A 20,481-nucleotide genomic window follows, 5' to 3' on the forward strand; every position below is an offset into this window, starting at 1 on the left:
GCCACCCGCCTTATGACGTCCTGCCGGCGCTCAGCGCAGCCACTGGTCCTTCTCCGCGGGCCGGTACAGGGTCACCGCACGGGTCAGCTTGTCGAGGACCAGCCGGGGCGCGGCGGCGCGGGTCACCTCTCCGTCGTAGGAGAACCGCGGGTCGCCGCGGTGGACTTCGAGGCGCAGGCTGCGTACCTGTGCCGTGGTGAGGACCCGGCTGTTGTGCAGAGTGCCGGTCAGCACGGCGAGCAGCAGCCGGGTCCGGGCCAGCGGGGTCGACGCGTCGACGGCCCGGACGTCCAGCAGACCGTCGTCGAGCTGCGTGCGGTACGTGGGCGCGAAGCCCGCCGGGTGGTAGATGCCGTTGCCCGCGAAGAGCAGCCACAGGCGCTTGGGGTTGCCGTTGACCGAGACGTCGACGGGGCTGCCCGTGGCCATCACCCGGACCAGCCCCGCCACCAGCGCCGGCCACTTGCCGATCCGCTTCTCCAGCCGCTCCCTGGCGTCGACCAGGTCGGAGTAGACACCGAGGCTGAAGGTGTTGAGGAACACCTGCTCCGTCTCCCCGCGCACCTGGGCCCGCCCGAGGTCGGCGACGACCGCGTCACCGTCCCGCACGGCCCGTACGACGTCGTCGAGCGAGAGGTTGCCGAGGTCGACGGCGAAGTGGTTGAAGGTGCCGCCGGGGAACACCGCGAGCGGCAGGCCGAGGCGGTGCGCCACCGCGGTCGCGGCGTTGATCGTCCCGTCGCCGCCGCAGGCGCCGAGCGCGCCGCCCTGCTCCTTGGCCCGTTCCCCGGCCTGTTCGAGGAGGTCGAGCAGGTCCTGTCCCTCGCCCGGGACCAGGACCTCGGCCTTGGGCAGCAGGGCGCGCAGCTGCTCCGCCACGTCGGGGGTGTCCAAGGCGCGGGACAGTCCCGAGGACGGGTTGACCACGATGTGCAGTCCGGCGCCGTCGGGCAGGGCGGGCGCGGGCCTGCGGGGCGGTGCGGCGGCGGCCGCGGCCTCCGGCTTGACCGGCCACCAGCGGGCGCTGAGCGCGGCGGCTCCGATGCCGATCGCGACACCCGCGGCCACGTCGCCCGGGTGCCGGACCCGGGAGCGGTTGCGCGCCATCGTCAGGGCGACGGCCCCGGGGACCACGAGCAGCCCGTAGCGGGGCGCTTCGAGGACGACGCCCGCGGCGAACGCGGCGGCCGACGCGGCGTGCCCGGCCGCCTCCAGGGGCTCCACCTTGCGGGCCGCCGGGCGGGCGAGCGCGCGGGTCGCGGCCGACGCGATGGCGACGGTGCCGATGCCGCGCAGGGCGGCGCGGCGTGCGGTGCGGTCGCCCGCCGCGCCGAGGAGGGCTGCCGCGCCGCCCCACAGCAGGCCGCCCGCGGCGACCCGGCGCAGGCCGGGCCTGCCGGTGCTGTCGAGTCCGGCCCGGCGTACGGCCCGCGGGATCGGCCGCCGGCCTATCCGGCCGCCCGTTCGCCGCCATGCCTTCGGACTTGTCATGGTTCGACCCACCCCTTGCTCTCGACAACGGATCTCCCGGCGGGCAAGGTCCGTGCCGCCTGAAGTCCTCGTGCCCCGAGTCGGCGCATTCATGGAGGGTGGTTGCGGCGGAGGGCGCCCGGCGGTCACTGACTCTTCGGCCGCCCGGCGGTCACTGGCTCTTCGGCAGCTTCACCACGGTCACGAAGAAGTCGTCGATCTGCCGGACCGCCGCGATGAACTGGTCGAGGTCGACCGGCTTGGTCACGTAGGCATTGGCGTGCAGCTTGTAGCTGCGCAGGATGTCCTCCTCCGCGGCGGAGGTGGTCAGCACGACGACCGGGATGTGCGCCAGGTCGCCGTCGGACTTGATCCGCTCCAGGACCTGACGCCCGTCGTACTTGGGCAGGTTGAGGTCGAGCAGGATCAGATCGGGCCGGGGCGCGTCGGCGAACTGGCCCGCGCGGTAGAGGAAGTCGAGCGCCTCCTCACCGTCCCGCACCACGTGCAGGGTGTTGCGGATCTTGTTGTCCTCGAACGCCTCCCGGGTCATCAGCTCGTCCCCGGGGTCGTCCTCGACCAGCAGGACCTGGATGGGTTCGGCGCGCGTGCTCACGTTCGGGCTCCTTCGGCAGGACGCGGTGCCTGGTCGCTCCCGGGAAGGGAGGACGGCCGCGCCTCGGGCAAAGTGAAGCACACGGTCGTGCCCTCACCACTGGCTCCGTCGAGCGTGATGGTGCCGCCGTGGTGCTCGACGATCTTCCGGCACAGGGCGAGGCCGATGCCGGTGCCCTCGTACTCGTCGCGGCCGTGCAGCCGCTGGAAGATGATGAAGACCTTCTCCCGGAACTCGGGGTCGATCCCGATGCCGTTGTCCCGTACGCACAGCCGCCAGCGGCCGTCCTCCGGCTCGGCCGCGCAGCTCACGACGATCTCGGGCGGCCGCTCGGGATGGCGGAACTTCACGGCGTTGCCGACCAGGTTCTGCCAGAGCATGGTCAGGGTGGTCGGATCGCCGGTCACGGTGGGCAGCGGGCCCTCGCGCACGACGCGGGCCCCCGTCTCCTCCATGGACACGCTGAGGTTGCCGAGCGCCCGGTCCAGTACCGCGCCGAGGTCGACCTGGGCCTCCTCCTCGCCGACCCGGCCGACGCGGGAGAAGGTCAGCAGGTCGTTGATGAGCACCTGCATGCGCTTGGCGCCGTCCACCGCGAAGTCGATGTACTGCTTGGCGCGGTCGTCGAGCTGGTCGCCGTAACGCTTCTCCAGGAGCTGGCAGAAGGAGGCGACCTTGCGCAGCGGCTCCTGGAGGTCGTGCGAGGCGACGTAGGCGAACTGTTCCAGTTCCGCGTTGGAGCGCTTCAGTTCGAGAGTCTGGGCGTCGAGTTCCGCGGTCTGGCGCTGGAGCAGTGCCTCGCGCGCGCGGGCCGCGGACAGTTCCTCCACGATGCGGCGGCGCATCTCCTCCACGGCGCGTGCCACCGACTCCAGGTCGCGCGGCCCGTCGAGCCGGATCCGCCGCTCGAACTCCCCGCCGCTGACCCGCACCGAGGCGGCTTCCAGGACCTTCAGCGGGCGCCCCACGAGCCGGTGCAGCAGCAGCGTCAGGGCCACGCCGCTGGCCAGGAAGGCGGCGAACATGCCCAGGAAGAACAGGTTGCGGGAGCGGCGGCTGTCCTCCGCCGAGGCGCGGGTCTGGTCGCGCAGGGTCAGGAGGTCCTTCTCCAGCGTCGCCGCCAGACCGCGGATCTCGTCGAACTTGGCCTTGCTGGCCTCGAGGCGGGACGTCTCGCCCGCGGTCGTCGAGGGGGCCGTCGCCATCAGGGGCCCGGCGTAGTCGCGGCGCCAGTCCTCGCCGGTCCGCCGTACGTCCGCCAGGTCGTCGGCGATCACCGAGTGCCCGGCGAGTTCGGTGCCGAGCAGCTCGAGCAGCCTGGCCTCCTCGCGCACGCCGGTCTTGTACGGCTCCAGGAAGCTCGAGTCCTGGCTGAGCACGTAGCCGCGGACGCCGGTCTCCTGGTTCACCAGCGCGGTCTCCAGCTGGTACGCGGTGGAGCGGGCGGGCTGGATGCGGTCGGTGAGCAGGTCGCTGCGGTCGTCGGCCCGGGATTGCAGGATCGCGCCCGACACCGCGAAGACGACCACGAGCAGGACGTTGACGGCGAGTACGACCTGGATCCAGCCCTGCACGGTGAACCGGGCGACGCGTCTGTCGCGGGCCTCGCCGGCGTCGTCCGCGGGCCGGTCCCGCACCGCGCCGGGTATCACTCGGCACCGTCCGTGGCGATGTGCAGGACGGCCACGTCGTCGGCGAGTCCGCCGTGCGCCGCGGTCAGCGCCGCCACCTCGTCGACCAGCGCGTCGACGAACGGGCGTCCCCGCGCGGTCATGTGTTTCCTCGCCACTTCGAGCAGTCCTTCCTCACCGAGCCGGGTGCCGGGGGCCACGACGCCCTCGAAGAGTCCGTCGGTGAACAGCGTCACGGCGCTGATGTCGTGCGCCGGCAGTTCGGTCTCGGGCCAGTGGGCATGGCCGGGTATCAGGCCGAGCGCGGGCCCGGTGGGCGGTTCGAGCAGGTCGATCCCGCGCGGGGTGCGGACGAGCAGTCCCGGATGGCCGGCACGGATGACGTGCAGCCGGGTGCGGTCCTTGTCCAGGCGCAGGATGGTGAGGGTGGCGAAGATGTACTCGGCGTCGCGCTCGGCGCCGAGTATCTCCTCCAGCAGGCGGACCTGTGCGGTGCCGACGCAGCCGGAGAGCACGGCGGCCCGCCAGGCCACGCGCAGGCACACGCCGAGGGCGGCCTCGGCGGGGCCGTGCCCGGAGACGTCGCCGATGACCGCGTGCAGGCCGCCGTCGGCGCTCTCCACGACGTCGAAGAAGTCGCCGCCGAGGAGGGCGTGGTCGCGTCCGGGGCTGTAGCGGGAGGCCACCTGTCCGCTGTCGCCGCGCAGCAGCGGCCGGGGCAGCAGACCTCGTTCCAGGCGTGCGTTCTCCTGGGCCAGCAGCCGGCTCGCCTGGAGTTCGGCGCCGGAGCGCTCGACCTGCTTGCGCTGGAGGGCGTACCGCACGGCGCGGCCCAGGGCCTCGGGGGTCAGCCCGTCCTTGGACAGGAAGTCCTGGGCGCCCTCGGCGACGGCCGCGAGGCCCGCCTCGTTCTCGGCGACTCCGGTGAGCACGACGACGGCCGCGTCGGGCGAGGTCTCCCGGACCAGCCGGACCGCGCTCAGTCCATGGGTGTCCGGCAGATGCAGGTCGAGCAGTACGCACATGGCATGCGTCGAGCCGCGCAGGAAGGTCCTGGCCTCCGTCAGTGACTTGCACCAGGTGACGTCCATCGGCAGGCCGCTGTCGGCCAGCGTCTCCCGTACCAGCAGTGCGTCCCCGGCGTCGTCCTCCACCAGCAGCAGTGCGGCGGTGGCGTCCAGCCCCCACAGGGGGTCGGAGCTGCCCGGACGAGGCGGCGCGCCGCGTTCACCGGTCCGCAGCGGGCGATCCGCCACGCTCACCCCCTCGAGTGCCCCACGCCGACCGTCGGCTGCGGTGAGCCTACTGCCGCCGCGCACCCCCGGGGTCCACGGGTACGCGACCCGGTGCCGGGCGGTCCGCACCGCGTCACGTTCCCCGCGGTCCGTCTTCGCACAAGCGACGACCGCTTCAACGGCGCAGGTCCAGTACCGCTCTGACGCACTTGCCCACCGGGACGCGTCCCACGGTCACTTCCGTCGCGAGGGCGTGGACGATCTCCAGTCCGTGCCTGCCGATGCGCTGGGGGTCCCGCGGATAGAGCCGGGGCAGAGTGCCACTGCTGTCGTAGACGGTGACGGTGACGGAGGCGTCGGTGCCCTCCAGTTCGAGAATGTACGGCCCGTGGCTGTGCCGGTCCGCGTTGGTGACCAGTTCACTCACTACGAGGAGGAGATCACCGTCGGTCCGTGCGTCCGGTTCGGCGCACCATTCGGACCTGAGCTGTTCGAGGAACAGCTCCGCGAAGGCTCGTGCCTCGGCGATGCACCCCGGCTCGCCGGTGTAGTGCGCCGCCCGCCGAAGCGGTTCCACGGGCACGTCGAAGCCAGTCGGTATCACTGCTCCGCCCAAGTGCTCGATCATGCCTGTCTCTCTCGAAATCCGGTACGTCCGGTCGCTGCTGCACAAGTGCTCGTACCCCGAGATGTCCTCCCCAGTCACCCCGATATTTTCCGGGATCAGGAGAGCCGGGAAGCCCGCTGCGGACACTGGTCCGGTGACTTCCGTCACGTCCGTCGTCCCAGGTCGGCGGCGGTCAGCGCCGCCGCCGCGGTCTCGTGCACCCGGAGCACCCGCGAGACGCCGGTGATGTCGAGCAGGCGGTCCATGAACGGGGAGAGCGCCGCGAGCGCGAGCCGGGGGCCGAGGGCGCCGTGGGCCCGCAGCAGGACGTTGACGGCGGAGGAGTCCGCGAACGTCACCTCACGCAGTTCCAGGATCAGGGCGCCGGGCCGGGCGGCGGCCGCCGAGGTGATCGCCTCGGCCAGTTCCTCCGCGTTGTCGATGTCCACCTCACCGCCCACGGCGATCACCGAGGCCCGGCCGGATGCGCGCACGGACAGCGACATGGCGCCCATGTGAGGGGTACTCCGACCTGAATGCACGGCAGCCCTTCGAGTCGACTTCGGGGAATGTCCGGCCCACCGTAGCCGATGGTTAACCTTTGGCAATCGTTGCCAGTCGCCAATTGTCCGGTCCCGTACGGCCGTCTCCCGCATCCTCCGGGCGGCGCGGGGCAGACGGACAGGGCCGGATCCGGCCGACGGCGGCCGGGGCGCTGAGGACCGGAGGTGGACGGTGGCCTGGTGGGTGTGGCTGGTCGTCGTGGTGGCTGCCCTGTTGCTGCTGGCCGTGGCCGCGGTCTGGGTACAGACGCGCAGGCGGTCGGGGACCGTCATCGCGGTGCAGCGTGGACGCCGGTTCGGCGCGAGCGGCCAGAAGAGGGCGGCGCGATGAGCGAGCTGATGGGCGCACGCGACCTCGGCAAGCGGCCGGTGGTCACCCTCGGGGGCGATGTGGTCGCGCAGGTCAAGGACACCGTCTTCGACGGTCCCGCGGGCCGGATCACCGGGTTCACGCTCAGCGGGCGCGGACTGCTGTCGGGCCCGCTCAAGCAGAGCCTGCCGTGGGGCGCGGTGCACTCGCTGGGCCGGCACGCCGTCATGATCCGCGGCCGGGAGGCGCTGGCCGAGCCCGCCGCGGTGGTCGCCAGGGACGAGGCGGCGCACGGCCGGGTGCTCGGCGCGCGGGTGCTGACCGACGCGGGCGCGGATGTCGGCACCGTCCTGGACATCGTCGTCGAGGGCGGGATGAGCGGGCGCGTGGTCGGCTTCCGGATCGCCGCGCGGGAGTCGCTCGAACCCGGTTCCAAGCGGCGGCGGCGCAAGGTGTTCGTACCGCGCGGCGAGACCCTCGCCGTGTCCGGCCAGGCCCTGGTGATCCCGGCGGACGCCACCCGCTTCGTCGCCGACGACCTGGCGGGGTTCGTCAGCCAGGTCGAGGCGTACCGGATCCGGACGGCGGAGACGTCGGCGCCTGAACCGGCGCCGGGGGCCGAACCTGCGGGGACGGCTACTGCGACTCGAGCGGCTCAGGCGACTCCGGCGACTCCGGCGACTCCGGCGACTCCGGCGACCGAGTCTGTTCCGGCTGCCGGGTCTGTTCCGGCTGCCGGGTCTGTTCCGGCTGCCGGGTCTGTTCCGGCTGCCGGGTCTGCTTCCGCGGCTCCGGCTGCCGGGTCTGCTGCGGCGGCCGAGTCCGCCGCGGCTTCGCGCCCCGGCGGTGCCGGTGGCGAAGGCTTCGAGAAGGGTGCGGGCTCGTGATGATGTTCTCGCAGGCCCGCGGGCTGCCGGTGGTGACGCTGGGCGAGGCCGACCAACTCGGCGTCGTGAAGTCGCTGGCCGTCGACACCGCGTCCGGACGGGTCACCCACGCACGGCTCACGGGCGCGCGGGGCCGCAAGGAGCTCACGCTTCCCTGGGACGCGTTCCACGCCTTCGGTCCCGACGCCGTCCTGGTGCGGTCCGACCGCGCGCCCGACGCCGCCGCCCCGCCCGAGCCGGCCCCGCACGAGGCGCTGCGCGCCAAGGTGCTCACCGAGGACGGCGACGAACGCGGCACCGTCAAGGACGTCTCCTTCGACCCGGCCACCGGACGCATCGGGACGGTCTGCACGGCCCTCGGCGAGATCCCCGGCGACCGGCTGCTCGGCCTCGGCGACTACGCCCTGGTGGTCCGCACCGGCTGAGGCACCTGGCCCTGCCCGGCGGGCGGGTGCGGCGGGCACTGCCTAGCGTGGTGATGTGACCCGCCACGCACCGCCCGACCAGGCACGACGTACGGCCCGTCCCGGCTGGCTCCAGGCCCTGGCGACCGTACTGGCCGGGGCGGTGGCGATGGGCGCGGTCGCCGCGCTCGGACTGTGGGCCGCCGGTGCGGACGGGCTCCCGGGCCACGTGTTCGCCGGGACCGTCGCCGCGACGGTCGTGACGGCGGCAGGCGGCGGCCTCGATGTCTCGGCCGACGCGGGGCCGCTCGCCGACACCCGGGCGGGGCTCACCGCGATGCCGCTGTCGGTGACCCTGGCCGGTGCCCTGGTGATCGGCGCCGGTTTCCTGCGGCCGCTGCGGCACCGGCCCCTGACCGGCGGACGCGCACTGGCGGGCTGGGCCGCCCGTATCGCGGTCTGCTGGCTGGCTGTGCTCACCGGGCTCGCGTACGGGGCCCGGCAGGATTTCGCGGTCCCGCTCGGCGGGGGCACGCTCGCGGACCTCGGCGGGCTGTTCGGCGTCTCGCCCCGGGCGGGGTTCCGCGCGGACGTACCGGTCACCCTCCTGTGCGGACTCGGGTGGCTCGCGGTCGTCCTCGTACTGGCGCTGCTCGTGTCGCGCGGGACGCCGCTGCCGGCCCGCCTCGGCCGGTACCGGCGGCCGGTGCGTCCGGCCGCCGCCGCCATGGTGGCGCTGCTGCTCGGCAGCGTGGTGATCGGGCTGGTCGTCGGACTGGTGGTGGCGGCCACCCGGGGCCACGCCGCACAGACCTTCGCCGTGCTGCTGCTCGGGCTGCCCAACCTGGTCTGGCTCGCCCTCACCATCGGTCTGGGCGCCTCCTGGGAGGGCCGCGTCGACGGCCCCTTCGGGCTGCCGGTGCCGCACCTGCTCGACCAGGTGCTGCGCGCCCCGGACCTCTCCACGCTCGACCTGCGCACGCTCGCCGAGTACGACGCCCGGGTCTGGTGGCTGCCCGTCGTCGACGCCGTGCTGCTGCCGGCCGCGGCCTACTGGGCGGCGCGCCGCTCCCCCGCCGGCACACGACCGTGGCAGCACGCCGTACGCCTGGCGCTCGCCCTGGCCCTCACGGTCCTGCTGATCTGCCTGCTGGCCCGCATCGACACCCACTACACCCTGTCACTCCCGATCTTCGGCGACCTGAACGGCGCCCTGTCGGGCCGACTCGTCCTGCACCCCCACGTGTGGACGACCCTGGGTTTCGCCGTGCTGTGGGGGCTGGTCACCGGTTTCCTCGGCGCACTGGCCACAGGGCGCAGTGGCAGCGCCCCTTGAGGGACGCGGGGAACTGCGCGCCCGGCCACGACGGCGCCGCAGCCGGCCAACAGCAGACCGCGTAGCACATGCGCTCACGCCGCCGGCGTGGAGAGCACCGGCACCAGCCGCTGCATCCGCAGCGCGTCCACGGACTCCGCCAGCAACTCGTACTCGGTGGTGTCGTCGTTCGTGGCGATGCGGACGAGCTTCCCGGCGGCCAGTTCCTCGGCGACCAGCTCCTGCTGGACGGCGTCCCCGCACCACGCGCGCAGCACACTGGGCACATCGGTGACGCCCGCGGCGACGGGCGCGATCGAGTTCGGGGGGAAATGGGGGTCGTCGGGGTGCGGGTCGAGCCGTTCGGCGATCCAGGACGCCCGGTCCCGCATCCACCACAGCGCCAGCGCCAGCGTGGGCGCCCGGTACGTCCCCAGGGGAACGCCGACGCGCTGACCGTCGCACATGCCGTACGCGGTCACATGGCACAGGAATTCGTCGTGCACGATCTCCCCCATTACGACGTTCGTCGCCGGCCGGGCCTTCCTTTCCATGCGGCTCGTGTGCGGTGCGGCTGATGTGCTGTGCACGCCGGTACGAAGGTGCGCTTCGGTGCGGGTACGAAGGTGCGCTTCCGTGCGAAGGGAGTCCGCGGGCGTGGCTGAATCGTCCTGTTCATCGAGTATCGCCACTCCTGACACTCTGTCACCACGCCATTCCAGCCAGTCTCATGGCACATTCACAGCTTCTTTTGGCCGAAAGGGAACAGTCGCCCTTACCCACGAGGTAATCGACCGGTCAGGCCGTCGACCGGCATGGTTGCGGTACCGGGTTCCCGCGGAGCAAACGTGACGGAATCCGGCATCCGACCGGCACGTCTTTTTCCGATGGAGGCTGACCGACCATGTCCAACAGCACTGACCGTTACGAAAACGCCGTCGCACGCTACTTCGAGGCCTGGAACGCGGGTGACCGAAAGACACGGGAGAAGGCGGTGGCCGCCGCCTGGGCCGAGGACGGCACGTACACCGATCCGCTGGCGGACGTCCGCGGGCACGAGGGGCTCGCGGCGGTCATAGCGGCGGCGCGCGAGCAGTTCCCCGGCTTCGTCTTCCGGCCGCTGGGCACGGTCGACGGGCATCACGACACCGCCCGCTTCGGCTGGGAGCTCGTCAGCGAGGCGGACGGCTCGGCGCCCGTCGCCGGGTTCGACGTCATCACGCTCGACGGCGAGGGCCGGATCCGCGCCGTGCTCGGCTTCCTGGACCGGGTGCCGGCCGGAGCCGCCTGACGTCACGCGGTGCGACGAAAGGCCCGGCGCCGGCGGGCGCCGGGCCGGCGGCTCACCGGCCGGACGGCTCGATGACCGCGTCGATCCTGGCCAGTTCCTCGTCCTCGAAGTCGAGCGCGCCGATCGCCGCCACGCTGTCCTCGAGCTGTCCGGCGCTGCTCGCGCCGACCAGGGCCGAGGTCACCCGGCCGCCGCGCAGCACCCAGGCAAGGGCCATCTGCGCCAGCGACTGGCCGCGCGACTTGGCGATCCCGTCGAGTTCGCGCAGCTTGCGCACCAGGTCCTCGGTGACCGTGTCGGCGGTGAGGAAGGGGCTGTCGCTCGCGGCACGCGATCCCTCGGGGATGCCGTCGAGGTAGCGGCCGGTCAGCAGACCCTGTTCGAGGGGCGAGTAGGCGATGGAGCCGACCCGCAGCTCGTCCAGGGTGTCGAGGAGCCCTTCGGTCTCCGGGCGGCGGTCGAGCATCGAGTAGCGCGGCTGGTGGATCAGCAGCGGGGTGCCGAGCTCGCCCAGGATGCGGGCGGCCTGCCGGGTCTGCTCCGCCGAATAGTTGGAGACGCCGACGTAGAGGGCCTTGCCCTGCTGGACCGCGGAGTGCAGGGCGCCCATCGTCTCCTCCAGCGGAGTCTTGGGGTCGGGGCGGTGCGAGTAGAAGATGTCGACGTGGTCCAGGCCCATCCGGTCCAGGCTCTGGTCGAGCGAGGACAGCAGGTATTTGCGCGATCCCCATTCGCCGTACGGGCCCGGCCACATCAGGTATCCGGCCTTGGTCGAGATGATCAGCTCGTCGCGGTAGCGGCCGAAGTCGGCCTTGAGCGCGTCCCCGAGCGCGGACTCGGCGGACCCGGGCGGCGGACCGTAGTTGTTGGCCAGGTCGAAGTGGGTGACGCCGAGGTCGAAGGCGCGGCGCAGGATCTGCCGCTGGGTCTCCACCGGACGGTCGGGCCCGAAGTTGTGCCAGAGGCCGAGCGACAGCGCGGGGAGCTTCAGTCCGCTGTGGCCGCTGCGGCGGTAGGGCATGGCCTCGTAACGGTCGGTGTTCGCCGTGTACAACGTGCGCTCCTGGAGGAGAGTGCCAAAAGAGACGCCCCCCACTTTCGCCCGCGCACCGGGCAGCGGTCCAACAGAAGAATCGGATGGGATTCAGCGTCTAGTCTTCTCAATCGTGGAATTGCGCCAGCTCCAGCATTTCGTGGCCGTCGCCGAGGACCGGCACTTCACCCGGGCGGCCGAGCGCCTGATGGTGTCGCAGTCCGGGCTGTCCGCGTCCATCCGCGCGCTCGAACGGGAGCTGGGCGCCTCGCTGTTCGTGCGCACCACCCGCAGGGTGACGCTGACGGAGGCGGGGCGGGCGCTGCTGGCCGAGGCGGAGCGGGTGCTCGTCCAGGTCAGGGCGGCCCGGGACGCGGTGGCCGCCGTGCAGGGCGTGGTGCGCGGCACGCTCTCGCTGGGCACCGAGCAGTGCATCGCGGGCGTGGCCGTGGCCCGGCTGCTCGCCGCCTTCCGGCGGGCCCATCCGGACGTGGAGATCCGGCTGCGGCAGGCGGGCTCCGGCGCGCTCGCCGAGGAGGTCGCGGGCGGCCGGCTCGACCTGGCCTTCGCGGTGCGTACGCGGCCGGACTCCGAGCATCTGCGCTCGGTGCCGCTGACGGGCGAGCCGATGACCGTGCTGTGCCACCCGGAGCACCCGCTCGCGGACGGCGGTCCCCTCACGCCCGCGGACGTGCGCGGGGAGCCCTTCGTCGACTTCCACCCCGACTGGGGGCCGCGGCGCGTCACGGACGCGGCCTTCGCGGTGGCGGGCGTCGGCCGGACGGTCACCCTGGAGGTGAGCGATGTGCACAGCCTCCTCGAACTGGTCCACGAGGGTCTCGGCATCGCGGTCGTGCCACGGCACTTCGGCCACAAGCGCGAGGCCCGCGGCCTCGCCTCGCTGCCGCTCGAGGGCACCGGGGACATGCGGTACGAGACCGTCGCGATGCTGCCGCCCGAGGACGCCACCAGCCCGGCGGCCCGCGCGCTGATGGCGCTGCTGTCCATGTCGCCGGAGCCGGGCGGAGCAGGGAGAACAGGGGGCCTGGCACCACCCCGGGCGGGGGCCCAGCACTCCTGACCCGCCCGTCGTCCGCCCGCAGACTCGTTGGCGTCCACGACGACAGACGCCGCGTACGGCCGGACGACGGGCCGGGAGGCGGCAGGCGGGAGCAGGGACATGACGGATCGGAGCCGACGCAGCGTGCTGCGCGGGGCGGCGGTCGCGGCGGCCGGAGGGATCGCCGGCACGGTGGCCAAAGGGGCCCCGGCCCGGGCGGCGCAGCCCCGGCCACGACCGCGCACGACCACACGACCCGAGCGCCACTGGCCGTTCCTGGAGGTTGCCTTCGCGCCGGTCACCGAGGAGCTTACGGCCTTCGGCCTGCCGGTCACCGGCCGCCTCCCCCGCGAGCTGAACGGCCGCTTCCTGCGCAACGGCCCCAATGTGCTCGGCCTCGAGGACCCCCGGGCGCACCACTGGATGCTGGGCGAGGGCATGGTGCACGGCGTACGGCTGCGCAACGGCCGCGCGGAGTGGTACCGCAACCGCTGGATCCGCTCGGCTGCCGTGGCCGACAAACTGGGCGAACCGCGCCAGGGCCCTGTACCGCCGGACGACTTCGCGTGCAACACGCACGTCATCGGCCACCGCGGGCGGATCCTGGCGCTCCAGGAGAGCGGGCCGCTGCCCTACGAACTGGACGACGAGCTCAAAACGGTCGGCACGTACGACTTCCGGGGCACCCTGGAGGGCGCGTTCACGGCGCACACCAAGTTCGACGCCCGCGCGGGCGAGCTGCACGCCGTCACCTACTACCCGGCGTGGGACCACGTCCGGCACCTCGTCATCGGGCCCTCCGGGCGGGTGCTGCGCACGACGCGGATCCCGGTGACGGGCGCGCCGATGATGCACGACTTCGCGCTCACCGAGCGGTACGTGGTCGTCTTCGACATGCCGGTCGTCTTCGACCCGGCCGGCGCGGAGCGCGGCGACCCGGTGCCGTACGTGTGGCACGCGGAGCGTCCCGCGCGCGTGGGTCTGCTGCCGAGGGCCGGGGGCGCGGTGCGCTGGTTCGAGGTGGACCCGGTCTTCTACTCGCACACCGTGAACGCCTACGACGAGGGCGCCTCGGTGATCGTGGACATGACCACGTACCCGGCGCCCTTCGACGTCGCGGGCCGCGGCTCGGGCGGCCCCTACGCGGCGGGCACCGCGTCGGTGGAGCGCTGGACCGTGGACCTCGCGCACGGCCGGGTGCGCACCCGGCGCCTGGACGACCGCCCGCAGGAATTCCCGCGCGTCAACGAGGCGCTGGTCTCCCGGCGGCACCGCTACGTCTATACGGCCGCCGCCGCCGACATGACGCTCGCCTATCTCACGGCCGACGGGAACCCGCCCGACCGTGCCTTCGGCAACGCGCTGGTCAAGCACGACCTGCTGCGCGGCACCACCCAGGTGCACCGGCTGCCGCGGGGCGCCGCCGCGGGCGAGGCCGTCTTCGTGCCCGCCGAGGGGGCGCATGCCGAGGACGACGGCTACACCCTGGCCTACGTCCACGATCCCGACCGCGGCGCGGCCGATCTGCTGGTCCTGGCCGCCCAGGACTTCACGGGCGAGCCGGTCGCGCGGGTGCGGCTGCCCGGCCGGGTGCCGCTCGGCTTCCACGGGAGCTGGATCCCGGACGCGTGAGGGCGGCGGCGGACGGGCACCCGGCCGGAGATCGCGATCTTGCCGCACGTGAGAGAGGCTGGAGCCATGCATGCCAAGGATCTTCTCGACGAGGCCTTCGGACGCGTCCAGGAGGAGGTGCACGCCACCCTCGACGGTCTGAGCGCCAAGGAACTCAACGCGCAGCCGCGGGACGGCGCCAATTCGATCGCCTGGCTGGTCTGGCACCTGACCCGGGTCCAGGACGACCACATCGCGGACGCGGCCGGGCTCGAACAGGTCTGGCTGTCCCAGGAGTGGGTGGACCGCTTCGGGCTCGGCCTGCCGCGCGGCGACACCGGGTACGGGCACGCCCCGCAGCAGGTCGCCCAGGTCCGGGTGGACTCGGGCGACCTGCTGACCGGCTACTACGACGCCGTGCACGAGCAGACGCTGAAGTACGTGCGCGGGCTGAGCGACAAGGATCTGGAGCGGGTCGTGGACGAGAACTGGGATCCGCCGGTCACGCTGGGCGTGCGGCTGGCCAGCGTCCTGTCCGACGACCTCCAGCACATCGGCCAGGCCGCGTACGTGCGGGGACTGACCGGCTGAGGGGCCGGAGCCCCGGTTCTCAGACGGCCGCCGCCGCGTAACCGGGCAGGACGACGTCGCGGATGAGGGCGGTGCGCTCCTCGAACGGGATGAAGGCGCTCTTCAGGGCGTTCACCGTGACCGTGCGCAGGTCGTCCAGGGTCCAGCCCGCCTCCTCGGTGAGCAGCGACATCTCGCGGGTCATCGTGGTGCCGGACACCAGCCGGTTGTCGGTGTTGAGGGTGACCCGGAAGCCGAGGTCGCGCAGGACCGTGATGGGGTGTTCGGCGATGGAGGTGGCCGCGCCGGTCTGGAGGTTCGACGTCGGGCACATCTCCAGGGCGATGCGGCGGTCGCGCACCCAGCCCGCGAGGCGGCCCGTCTTGCCCGCCGCGGGGTCGGGGATGTCGTCCATGATGCGCACCCCGTGCCCGATGCGCTGGGCGCCGCAGATCTGGAGCGCCTGGTGGATGCTCGGCAGGCCGTGCGCCTCACCGGCGTGGATGGTGAACGGGACGCTCTCGCGGCGCAGGTGCTCGAAGGCGGCCAGGTGGTCGGCGGCCGGGAAGCCGTCCTCGGCGCCCGCGATGTCGAAGCCGACGACCCCGGCGTCCCGGAACGCCACCGCGAGGTCCGCGATCTCGCGGGTGCGGTCGAACATGCGCATCCCGCAGAGCAGGGTGCCGACCCGGACCGGGGTACCGGCGGCCGCCGCCTTCGCCATGCCCGCGGCGAGCCCCTCCTGCACGGTCTCGACCACCTCGGGCAGGGCAAGCCCGCCCTTCACCATCAGCTCGGGGGCGTAGCGCACCTCCCCGTAGACGACGCCGTCCGCGGCGAGGTCGAGGACGTACTCCTCGGCGGTGCGCAGCAGGCCCTCGCGGGTCTGGAGCACGGCGAGGGTGTGGTCGAAGGTGGCTATGTAGCGCACCAGGTCGCCGGAGTTCGCGGCGTCGTAGAACCAGGCGGCGAGCGCCTGCGGATCGGTGGTGGGCAGCGGGTGGCCGACGGCGTCGGCGAGCTCCACCAGGGTGCCGGGGCGCAGGCCGCCGTCGAGGTGGTCGTGCAGCACGGCCTTGGGCAGCCGGCGGATGGTGTCGGTGTCGATGCGGGGCGCGGTCATGCGTGTGTACCTCGGCGGTTCTGGGCTGGCTGGTGTCGGGGGCGGCGGGTCAGGCGTCCGCGGCGGGCTGGAGCAGGTCCCACCGGTTGCCGTACAGGTCCTCGAAGACGGCGACCGTGCCGTACGGCTCGTGGCGCGGTTCCTCCAGGAAGGTGACGCCTGCCGCGCGCATCCGGGCGTGGTCGCGGGCGAAGTCGTCGGTGTGCAGGAAGAAGCCCACCCGGCCGCCGGTCTGGTCGCCGATCCGGGCGCGCTGCGGCTCGTCCTTGGCCCGGGCGAGCAGCAGCCCGGTGCCGCCGGCGACCGTGCCGGGCTCGACGACGACCCAGCGGGAGCCGTCGGGCCGCGGCGCGTCCTCGGCGAGCCGGAACCCGAGGGCTCCGGTGTAGTGGCGGATCGCCTCGTCGTAGTCGTCGACGACGAGGGTGACCAGGGCGATGCGGCGCATGGGGACCTCTCCGAAGTTATACGTAACACCGCAGGGTACGGCATCGGCCGGACGGCTTCGGACGGGGCCGGGGAGAGAAGGCGCCGCCGGGCGGCCGGGCCGGTCGCGGTCACCCGGCCCCCGCATGACAAGGTGGTGATCGACTACTCGGGAACCAGTCCCCCCGTACCGCTGTGCCCCACAGGAGTTGAGTGCCATGTCCGAGAAGCCCAGGCCGACCGGAGCGCCGGCCCACCAGAACGTCACCTTCCCCAGCGCCGGTTCGACCGCGCACGGCTATCTGGCGCTGCCGCCCGCCGGGCGCGGCCCCGGTGTGCTCGTCATCCAGGAGTGGTGGGGCCTGACCGACCACATCGCGGACGTCACGGACCGGCTCGCGGCGGAGGGCTTCGTCGCCCTCGCCCCGGACCTGTACGGCGGCAACGTCGCCCACGAGAGCGGCGAGGCGTACCGCATGATGCAGGAGCTGCCGGTCTCCCGCGGCGTCGAGCTGCTCTCCGGGGCGGTCGACCACCTGCTCGGCCTGCCCGAGGTCACCTCGGAGACGGTCGGCGCCGTCGGCTTCTGCATGGGCGGCGGCTTCGTGCTCCACCTCGCGGCGGACGACCCGCGGGTCTCCGCGGCCGTGCCGTTCTACGGCGTCATCCAGGGCGAGCTGCCCGACTTCTCCGGCCTGAAGGCCCAGATCCAGGGCCATTACGGCGAGCAGGACGAGAGCATCCCCGTGGACGCGCTCCAGGAGCAGGCCGCGGCGATCAAGGAGCAGTCCGGTGTCGACCCGGACTTCCGCCTCTACCCGGCCCAGCACGCCTTCTTCAACGACGGCCGCCCCGAGGTCCACGACCCCGAGGCGTCTGCGCAGGCGTGGCAGAGCACGGTGGCGTTCCTGCACCGGCAGCTCGGCTGAGGACCGTCTGCCCGGGTTCCCGCCCGGGTTTCAGTGACCGCGTTCCCGCAGCGCGTCGAGGCGGGCCGTCTCCTCGTCGGTGAGCCGCAGGGCGCCCGCGGCCACGTTCTCGGCGAGGTGGCCGAGGTCCCCGGTGCCGGGGATGGCGAGCACGTGCGGCCCCTGGCGCAGCGTCCAGGCCAGCCGGACCTGGGCGGGGGTCGCGCCGTGCGCCCGGGCGACGGCGCGCACCTCGTCGTCGCCCGTCGCGACCGGCCCGCGTTCCCGGCCCTTGCCCGCGATGGCGTAGAACGGCACGAACGCGATGCCCTGTTCGCGGCAGAGGCGCAGCAGGGTGTCGCCGTCGGGGTCCGGCGCGTCGAGCCCGTAGGGGTTCTGGACGGACACCACCGGGGCGATGGCCTGTGCCTCGGCGAGGTGCCGGGGCTCGACGGCGGAGATGCCGAGGTGCCGGATCAGACCGGCCTCGCGCAGTTCGGCGAGGGCGCCGAAGTGCTCGGCGATGGAGTCCTGGCGCATCCGGCGCAGGTAGACCAGGTCGAGGTGGTCCCGGCCGAGCTGGCGCAGGTTCTCCTCGACGTGGCCGCGCAGTTCGCCGGGCCGGGCCGAGGTGCCCCACTCCCCCGAGTACTCGCGGTGCGGTCCGACCTTGGCGGCGATGGTCAGCCCGTCCCCGTACGGGGCCAGCGCGCTGTTGATCAGTTCGTTCGCGGAGCGCAGCGACGAGAAGTAGAACGCGGCCGTGTCGATGTGGTCGACGCCCAGTTCGACGGCGCGCCGCAGGACGGCGATCGAACGGTCGCGGTCCCTCGGCGTGCCCCCGTGGAACGCCTCACTGCCCGTCAGCCGCATCGCGCCGAAGCCGAGACGGTTGACGGTGAGGTCGCCCAGGTGCCAGGTGCCCGCGGCTGCCGCGGTGATCGTCTGCGAGGTCATCGCGGCAGTCTCGCACGGCCTCCGGCGAGCCCGGGACGCGCGTGCCCGGGACGCACGTGCCCGGGACGCACGTGCCCGGTCACTGATCCACGTACGTGTTCAGCGTGTTCACGGCCGCCGCGGGGTTCCCGAGGTCGTAGCGGTCGACGGCGAGGAAGGTGGGCTTCTTGCGGGCGGCCGGGCGGCAGAACCGCTCGGCGCGGTCGGTGAGCTTGGAGTTGTCCGTGGTGGCGGTGGCGGCGATCGTGGCGTCGCGGAAGTGGTTCATGACGAAGAGCGGACGGAAGCCGGTCTCGGTGCGGGTCAGCGGGACGTTGGTACTGGCGTCGTACCAGCGGCTGTAGCAGGACCAGTCGGAGGAGCCGACGCCCGACCCCATCGACCAGTAGTTCTCCACCGTCCACTCGCGCTGGTACATCACCCCGAAGCTGTCGCGGGTCAGGCCCGCGGACTCGTCGGCGGACCGGCTGTGGTCGGTGAAGACCAGCAGCCGCTCTCCGGCGGCCAGCAGGTCCGCCAGCTTCGGCCAGCCGTTCTCGCGGACCCCGGTCCGGTCGGGGCGGTACAGCACGTCGGACAGGCCGTCGACGCGGGCGAGTTCGTCGCGCAGGACGCCCGGATCGACGTAGTCCTCCAGGAACACGGTGAGGAACTGGTCCGGGTGCTGCTCCAGGAAGTCGACCATGCGCTGGATGTCGACCCGGAGCGCGACCGGCTTGCTGACGAGGGTGCAGCTGTTGTGGCAGAGGATCGCGCCGTCGGAGGTCTGGTGGATGTCGAGCATGAACCCCCGTACACCGTCGCTGAGTTGCTGCTCGATGGAGCGGGTCTGGTTCGGCACCAGGTTCACGAAGGGCGGGGCGAAGCCGCCGTCGACGCCGTTGGCGTAGGCGTTGTGCGCGGTGAGGAAGGTGACCTGGTCCAGGGTGCGCTGGTCCGCGGACGGCATCGGGGCGGTCGCCGGGCGCACGGGGGTGAGGTACCAGGACGCGAGGGCGCCGGACGCGCCGACGGCCAGTTGCTGCGGGTAGTTGGAGCCGGAGGGCTTGGCGCCCACCGTGAGGTGGCGGTCGGTGCCCGGCGCCCGGAGCGTGTACCGGTCGGCGCCGGTGGACGTCACCTCCCAGGCGGCGTCGGCGGCGGCGCAGTCCACCGTCCTGGCCTGGTCGCCGGAGCGGCCGAGGCAACTGCCCGCCGTGTCGGCGCTCTGAAGCACGTACGCGGATCCGGTGGCGCGCAGCGTCCACTGCTGGTGGTCCTCGTCGCCCTTGGGGTTGTGCTGGACGACGGCGCCGCCGCTGTCCGCGGCGTTGAGTCCCGTGGTCGCGCTCTGTACGTAGTAGGTGCCGGGGTCCGGTACGGCCGCGAAGCCCTCGGGGGCGGGGGCGAGGACCACGGCGGCCAGCGCGGCGACGGAGGCGGTGAAGGCGAGCAGGGGGCGTGGGAGCGGCAGCACGGTGACGTAGTCCCTCGGTGACCGGAGTGGATGGGTGGGCGGAGCCCGGCGGCCGTACCGTCGATGCCGCCGGGCTCCGTCATGCTCCTGACAGCCGGGATCAGCAGTACAGGTTGGATCCGGCCGTCGTGCCGAGGATCGAGACGAACCGCTGGTAGGCGTCCACGCGGCTCTGCACCTGGGCCGGGTTCTTGCCGTCGCACTCCAGGGAGCCGTTGATGGAGCGGATCGTCTGGCCGAATCCGGCGCTGTTGACCATGGCGTTGTGCGGCGTCATGGTGCCGGGGCCCGTCTGGGTGTTCCAGTACCACAGGCCGGTCTTCCAGGCCACGGACGCGTCCGTCTGCACCAGGCTGGGGTTGTTGAGGAGGTCGATGCCGAGCGCGTCACCGGCCGCCTTGTAGTTGAAGTTCCAGCTCAGCTGGATGGGACCGCGGCCGTAGTAGGCGGACTGGCCCGCCGGGCAGCCGTAGGGCTGGCTCCAGTCGCAGTACGTCGGGTAGTTGGCGGTGTTCTGCTCGACCACGTAGACCAGACCGCCGGTCTCGTGGTTGACGTTGGCGAGGAAGGCGGCGGCCTCCTGCTTCTTGACGGTGTCGCTGCCCGTGTTGGCGAAGGCCGGGTAGGCGCTGAGCGCCGCCTTGAGACCGCTGTAGGTGTAGAAGGAGTTCCGGTTCGGGAACATCTGGTTGAACTGCGCCTCGCTGACGGGGAACCCGGCGGACGGCGTCTCCGAGCCGCTGTCGCAGGCGTACGGCTCCCAGTACCAGGTGCTGATGGTGGGGTCGTAACCGGGGTTGTCGTGCTCGGCGATGTACGCCTTGCCGTCGGTGTACCGGACGATGTCACCGGTCACGTACGACTTGCCGGCCACCCAGCTCGCGTAGCTGGAACAGGAGGCGGCGGAGGCGCCCGCGGCCGGCATGAGCACCGGGGCGGCGGTTCCGAGGACGACGGCGGCCAGGACGGCGGAGAGGCGGCGCTTCGACAAGGGATCAGCTCCTTCGC

21 protein-coding genes and 1 pseudogene are annotated in these 20,481 nt (G+C 72.8%); 9 read left to right on the top strand and 13 right to left on the bottom strand.

What is annotated here, in order from left to right:
- Positions 1-30: 30 nt before the first annotated feature.
- From ACFV6E_RS27550 to ACFV6E_RS27575, 6 genes are all read right to left on the bottom strand, one after another.
- The gene (locus tag ACFV6E_RS27550; RefSeq protein ID WP_385166787.1) at positions 31-1,491 is read right to left on the bottom strand and encodes a diacylglycerol/lipid kinase family protein; all 1,461 of its coding nucleotides are present in this window, start codon (positions 1,489-1,491) and stop codon (positions 31-33) included.
- Positions 1,492-1,642: 151 nt separating this feature from the next.
- Positions 1,643-2,086: a response regulator gene (locus ACFV6E_RS27555; RefSeq protein ID WP_385166789.1), complete on the bottom strand. Its 444-nt coding sequence runs from the start codon at positions 2,084-2,086 to the stop codon at positions 1,643-1,645.
- On the bottom strand, positions 2,083-3,738 hold the full coding sequence (locus tag ACFV6E_RS27560) for an ATP-binding protein (protein WP_385465241.1): 1,656 nt from the start codon (positions 3,736-3,738) through the stop codon (positions 2,083-2,085). The genes ACFV6E_RS27555 and ACFV6E_RS27560 overlap by 4 nt, the downstream gene beginning before the upstream one ends.
- A complete protein-coding gene (locus ACFV6E_RS27565) occupies positions 3,735-4,973 on the bottom strand; it encodes a PP2C family protein-serine/threonine phosphatase (RefSeq protein ID WP_385166793.1) in 1,239 nt (412 codons plus the stop codon). Before ACFV6E_RS27565 ends, ACFV6E_RS27560 begins: the two co-directional genes overlap by 4 nt.
- Positions 4,974-5,127: 154 nt before the next feature.
- A complete protein-coding gene (locus ACFV6E_RS27570; RefSeq protein ID WP_385166795.1) occupies positions 5,128-5,580 on the bottom strand; it encodes an ATP-binding protein in 453 nt (150 codons plus the stop codon).
- Positions 5,581-5,723: 143 nt separating this feature from the next.
- Entirely contained in the window at positions 5,724-6,065 is a 342-nt protein-coding gene (locus tag ACFV6E_RS27575) for an STAS domain-containing protein (RefSeq protein WP_385166797.1), read from the bottom strand.
- 229 nt (positions 6,066-6,294) lie between these two features.
- Here ACFV6E_RS27575 and ACFV6E_RS27580 point away from each other — a divergent pair, with 229 nt between their 5' ends.
- From ACFV6E_RS27580 to ACFV6E_RS27595, 4 genes and pseudogenes are all read left to right on the top strand, one after another.
- Positions 6,295-6,453, top strand: coding sequence for a hypothetical protein (locus tag ACFV6E_RS27580; protein ID WP_385465244.1), 159 nt, complete (start codon positions 6,295-6,297; stop codon positions 6,451-6,453).
- Positions 6,450-7,001, top strand: a pseudogene (locus ACFV6E_RS27585) (PRC-barrel domain-containing protein); the annotation flags it as partial. The gene ACFV6E_RS27580 and the pseudogene ACFV6E_RS27585, both read left to right, overlap by 4 nt.
- Before the next feature lie 317 nt (positions 7,002-7,318).
- The gene (locus ACFV6E_RS27590; RefSeq protein WP_385465247.1) at positions 7,319-7,744 is read left to right on the top strand and encodes a PRC-barrel domain-containing protein; all 426 of its coding nucleotides are present in this window, start codon (positions 7,319-7,321) and stop codon (positions 7,742-7,744) included.
- A gap of 55 nt (positions 7,745-7,799) precedes the next feature.
- A complete protein-coding gene (locus ACFV6E_RS27595) occupies positions 7,800-9,059 on the top strand; it encodes a streptophobe family protein (protein WP_385465249.1) in 1,260 nt (419 codons plus the stop codon).
- 74 nt (positions 9,060-9,133) lie between these two features.
- On the opposite strand, the gene ACFV6E_RS27600 is transcribed toward ACFV6E_RS27595, so the two are convergent.
- Complete coding sequence (locus tag ACFV6E_RS27600; protein ID WP_385166867.1) at positions 9,134-9,544, bottom strand: hypothetical protein; 411 nt, start codon at positions 9,542-9,544, stop codon at positions 9,134-9,136.
- Between the two features lie 398 nt (positions 9,545-9,942).
- On the opposite strand from ACFV6E_RS27600, the gene ACFV6E_RS27605 reads away from it, so the two are divergent.
- Entirely contained in the window at positions 9,943-10,329 is a 387-nt protein-coding gene (locus ACFV6E_RS27605; protein ID WP_385166802.1) for a nuclear transport factor 2 family protein, read from the top strand.
- A 52-nt stretch (positions 10,330-10,381) separates the two neighbouring features.
- Here ACFV6E_RS27605 and mgrA read toward each other — a convergent pair whose 3' ends face one another.
- Positions 10,382-11,383 (bottom strand): L-glyceraldehyde 3-phosphate reductase, encoded by a 1,002-nt coding sequence (gene mgrA / locus ACFV6E_RS27610; protein ID WP_385166804.1) that lies wholly within the window; start codon positions 11,381-11,383, stop codon positions 10,382-10,384.
- A 112-nt stretch (positions 11,384-11,495) separates the two neighbouring features.
- Between mgrA and ACFV6E_RS27615 the strand changes: the two genes are divergently transcribed.
- The 3 genes from ACFV6E_RS27615 (at position 11,496) to ACFV6E_RS27625 (ending at position 14,624) form a co-directional block, all read left to right on the top strand.
- Positions 11,496-12,443: a LysR family transcriptional regulator gene (locus tag ACFV6E_RS27615; protein WP_385166806.1), complete on the top strand. Its 948-nt coding sequence runs from the start codon at positions 11,496-11,498 to the stop codon at positions 12,441-12,443.
- A 99-nt stretch (positions 12,444-12,542) separates the two neighbouring features.
- A complete protein-coding gene (locus ACFV6E_RS27620) occupies positions 12,543-14,054 on the top strand; it encodes a carotenoid oxygenase family protein (protein ID WP_385465251.1) in 1,512 nt (503 codons plus the stop codon).
- Positions 14,055-14,120: 66 nt separating this feature from the next.
- Positions 14,121-14,624: a DinB family protein gene (locus ACFV6E_RS27625; RefSeq protein ID WP_385166810.1), complete on the top strand. Its 504-nt coding sequence runs from the start codon at positions 14,121-14,123 to the stop codon at positions 14,622-14,624.
- Between the two features lie 19 nt (positions 14,625-14,643).
- Here the strand turns inward: ACFV6E_RS27625 and ACFV6E_RS27630 are convergent, their stop codons facing one another.
- Positions 14,644-15,726, bottom strand: a complete 1,083-nt coding sequence (locus ACFV6E_RS27630; RefSeq protein WP_385465253.1) for an adenosine deaminase — start codon at positions 15,724-15,726, stop codon at positions 14,644-14,646.
- A 49-nt stretch (positions 15,727-15,775) separates the two neighbouring features.
- Positions 15,776-16,174: a VOC family protein gene (locus ACFV6E_RS27635; RefSeq protein WP_385465255.1), complete on the bottom strand. Its 399-nt coding sequence runs from the start codon at positions 16,172-16,174 to the stop codon at positions 15,776-15,778.
- A gap of 196 nt (positions 16,175-16,370) precedes the next feature.
- On the opposite strand from ACFV6E_RS27635, the gene ACFV6E_RS27640 reads away from it, so the two are divergent.
- On the top strand, positions 16,371-17,081 hold the full coding sequence (locus tag ACFV6E_RS27640; protein WP_385166815.1) for a dienelactone hydrolase family protein: 711 nt from the start codon (positions 16,371-16,373) through the stop codon (positions 17,079-17,081).
- A gap of 30 nt (positions 17,082-17,111) precedes the next feature.
- Here ACFV6E_RS27640 and ACFV6E_RS27645 read toward each other — a convergent pair whose 3' ends face one another.
- From ACFV6E_RS27645 to ACFV6E_RS27655, 3 genes are all read right to left on the bottom strand, one after another.
- Positions 17,112-18,017, bottom strand: coding sequence for an aldo/keto reductase (locus ACFV6E_RS27645; RefSeq protein ID WP_385166816.1), 906 nt, complete (start codon positions 18,015-18,017; stop codon positions 17,112-17,114).
- A 79-nt stretch (positions 18,018-18,096) separates the two neighbouring features.
- Positions 18,097-19,470 carry an RICIN domain-containing protein gene (locus tag ACFV6E_RS27650; RefSeq protein ID WP_385166869.1) on the bottom strand — a complete coding sequence of 458 codons (1,374 nt, stop codon included), beginning with the start codon at positions 19,468-19,470 and terminating at the stop codon, positions 18,097-18,099.
- Positions 19,471-19,573: 103 nt separating this feature from the next.
- Positions 19,574-20,464, bottom strand: coding sequence for a glycoside hydrolase family 19 protein (locus ACFV6E_RS27655; protein WP_385166817.1), 891 nt, complete (start codon positions 20,462-20,464; stop codon positions 19,574-19,576).
- Positions 20,465-20,481 lie beyond the last annotated feature (17 nt).

It is taken from the genome of Streptomyces sp. NPDC059785 (assembly GCF_042732375.1).
GTDB lineage: Bacteria > Actinomycetota > Actinomycetes > Streptomycetales > Streptomycetaceae > Streptomyces.